A 2628-nucleotide genomic window follows, 5' to 3' on the forward strand; every position below is an offset into this window, starting at 1 on the left:
CGAGTCACAGCTGTTGCGGGTGGAAGGTGTGCGCGAAGCGGTGGTGCTGGTTCGAAGTGATGCGAACGGGCAGAAGGCGTTGTGTGCGTATTATACGCCGGAGACCGGCGCGGAGCTGTTAGTGAACGATCTGCGCAGTGCGCTGGCGCAGGAGCTGCCAGGTTACATGATCCCGTCGTACTTCGTACAGCTGGAGCGTCTGCCTCTGACACCGAACGGGAAAATAGACCGGAAGGCGCTGCCAGCGCCGGAAGGAGAAGCGGGAAGTGGAACGCAGTACGTCGCACCGCGCAATGAGCTGGAAATGAAGATGGTGGTTATTTGGCAGGAAGTGCTTGGGCTTACGAAGGAGATTGGTGTTCACGACAACTTCTTCGACATCGGTGGCCACTCCTTGCGCGCGACAACGTTGGTCAGCAAGATTCATAAAGAGTTGAACGTGGATCTGCCGCTGCACGACGTGTTCCGCCATTCCACGATTGAGAGCATGGCTGCCGCCATTTCTCGGCTGGATCAGCAGACATTCGTTGCCATTCCGGTGGCGGATGGCCGAGAGGTGTACCCGCAATCTTTTGCTCAAAAACGTCTCTTTATCCTGAATCAGCTGGAAGGTGCGGAGCTTAGCTACAACATGCCGGAAGCGATGCTGCTGGAGGGTGCTTTGGACCGGGCAAGGTTCGAAGAAACGTTCCGCAAGCTGGTGACGCGGCATGAAATGTTGCGCACCGGGTTTGGAATGGTGGATGGCGAAGCATCACAGCGGGTTTACCAGGACGTGAATTTTTCGGTGGAGTTCTATCAAGCTGATGAGCAAGAGGTCGAAGCGGTGGTTCACGGTTTCGTCCGTCCGTTTGACTTGGCTAAGCCACCGCTGTTGAGAGTAGGCCTTGTTGAGCTGGCTCCGGAACGCCATATTCTGATGTACGACATGCATCATATTATTTCTGACGGCGTTTCGATGGAAATCTTTGTTGAAGAATTCGTGCGTTTGTATGGTGGAGAGCAATTGGAGCCGCTGCGCATTCAGTACAAAGACTACACCGTTTGGCAGCATTCGCAGGAGCAGCAGGAACGGCTTCAGCATCAGGGGGCGTATTGGCTGGACATGTTCCAGGGCGAGCTTCCGGTGCTGGAAATGCCGACTGACTATCCACGTCCGGCTGTACAGAGCTATGAAGGTCAAACGCTGGAGTTTTTCTTCGACGCTTCAAAAACCGACGGCCTGAAACAGCTGGCTTCGGAAACGGGCACGACATTGTTTATGGTTTTGCTTGCGGCGTATAACGTGCTTTTGCACAAATATTCAGGTCAGGCAGACGTGATCGTTGGAACGCCGATTGCCGGAAGGAATCATGGAGATGTGCAGCCGTTGATCGGGATTTTCCTAAACACGTTGGCGATCCGTAGTTTTCCGGCTTCGGAGAAAACATTCCTGTCATACCTGAACGAAGTCAAAGAAACAACTCTGCACGCCTTTGAGCATCAAAACTATCCGTTTGAACAATTGGTGGACAAGGTGCAAGTCACCCGTGATTTAAGCCGTAATCCACTCTTCGACACGATGTTTACGATGCAAAATACGGAGAATGAGCAATTTGAGCTGGAAGGGCTTCGCCTGATTCCTTATCCGAGCGTACTGGATACTGCGAAGTTTGATATCAGCTTGGATGTGGGCGAGGAGAACGGCGGGTTGGATTACAGCTTCGAATATGCGACGGCTCTTTATAAAAGGGAGACGATTGAACGGTTGGCAAAACATTACGAGCAGTTGCTCGTGACAATTGTAAACCGTCCAGATGCGAAGATTGCCGAGCTGAATTTGCTGACGGCAGCAGAAAAAGAAGAAATTGTCTGCGCGTTTAATCCGGCGCAGCCGGAAGAGGCTCCTGTGGCGGCGTTCCACCGACTGTTCGAGGAACAGGCGGAACACACGCCGGAAGCGGAAGCCGTCGTGTATGAAAATAACCGCCTAACGTATGTGGAGCTGAACGAGCGAGCTAACCGCTTGGCGGCTACACTGCGCACAAGTGGCATCGGCCGGGAGTCAATCGTTGGCATTCTCGCCGAGCGTTCGGTCGATTTGCTGGTGGCCGTGCTGGCCGTCTGGAAAGCGGGCGGGGCATATATACCGCTTGACCCGGATTATCCGGCGGACCGCGTGCGGTTCATGCTGGAAGACAGCGGAGCGAAGGTGCTGTTGACACAAACGCCGCTGCGAGAGCGTGCCGAAGCCTGGCTCGGCGAAGAGGAACTGGTACTGGAGACGGTGCTGTATCTCGATGACGAAACGTCATACAGCGAAGACCGAGCGAATGCACCAATGGACTTCGGCCAAGGCTCCAGCAGTGCTCCCAATCCAGTCAACGGCAAGCTAACGGGGGCTGTGAACGGTGGTGGCGAGAGTCATCCAAATGATGTTGATGTTGTCGGTATGGGCAGCTTCCATGAAGCTCGTCCAGAGGACTTGGCGTACGTGATCTACACGTCAGGAACGACGGGCAAGCCAAAAGGCGTGATGATCGAGCATCGCAGTCTGGTGAACACTGCGGCGGGCTACCGGCGGGAATACCGGTTGGATCAGTTCCCGGTAAGGCTGTTGCAGCTCGCCAGCTTCTCGTTTGACGTGTT

At 54.5% G+C, this 2628-nt stretch carries 1 protein-coding gene; it reads left to right on the forward strand.

Annotated features, from left to right (window positions below):
* Window positions 1–2628: condensation domain-containing protein (locus tag J2X75_RS30280; RefSeq protein WP_310343364.1), on the forward strand; the 2628-nt coding region annotated here is incomplete at both ends.

The organism is Paenibacillus sp. 2003, from assembly GCF_031455635.1.
Taxonomy (GTDB): Bacteria; Bacillota; Bacilli; order Paenibacillales; family Paenibacillaceae; genus Paenibacillus; species Paenibacillus amylolyticus_B.